This is a genomic window from Aliivibrio sp. A6, from assembly GCF_028765505.1.
In the GTDB taxonomy this organism is placed as follows: domain Bacteria; phylum Pseudomonadota; class Gammaproteobacteria; order Enterobacterales; family Vibrionaceae; genus Aliivibrio; species Aliivibrio finisterrensis_A.
Map to the genome: position 1 here is coordinate 1 of NZ_JARACR010000148.1, position 416 is coordinate 416.

Sequence of the window (416 nt, forward strand, 5' to 3'; positions counted from 1 at the left end):
TAACGCTTGCATAACACGTTTATTACTATACAAACCAACCTGAATTAACCGCCTTAATCACAAAACCCAAGGTAAACCCAGAACGCCGAATGTAATAAATCGTGTTGATGCGATTGTTGTGCGTGCTTACTTTCGGCTTGGCTAGCTTGGTAAAGAACTGCCCTGCCAAGATTTTCTAAGCCCTGATTCTAATTTAGCGATAGTAATTAAGCGAACAAAATATCCTTAAATTGCGAGATAAAGTGAATGGAAAACAGATACATTTCTTACGCCATTTGAACGGCTTGGTTTCAACAGATTTGGAACTGATAAACCAAATATCCTAACCACAATTGGGATTGGAAATGCTGCGAGCAAAACACTGATGCAAACTAAAATGAGGCATAACCAAAGAACAATTGAAGCGTAAAATAGCC

1 protein-coding gene is annotated in these 416 nt (G+C 38.5%); it reads right to left on the reverse strand.

What is annotated here, in order from left to right; translation table 11 throughout:
- Positions 1–225: 225 nt before the first annotated feature.
- The coding region (locus PVK70_RS18955; protein WP_274441725.1) for a hypothetical protein at positions 226–416 on the reverse strand (191 nt) is incomplete at its 5' end.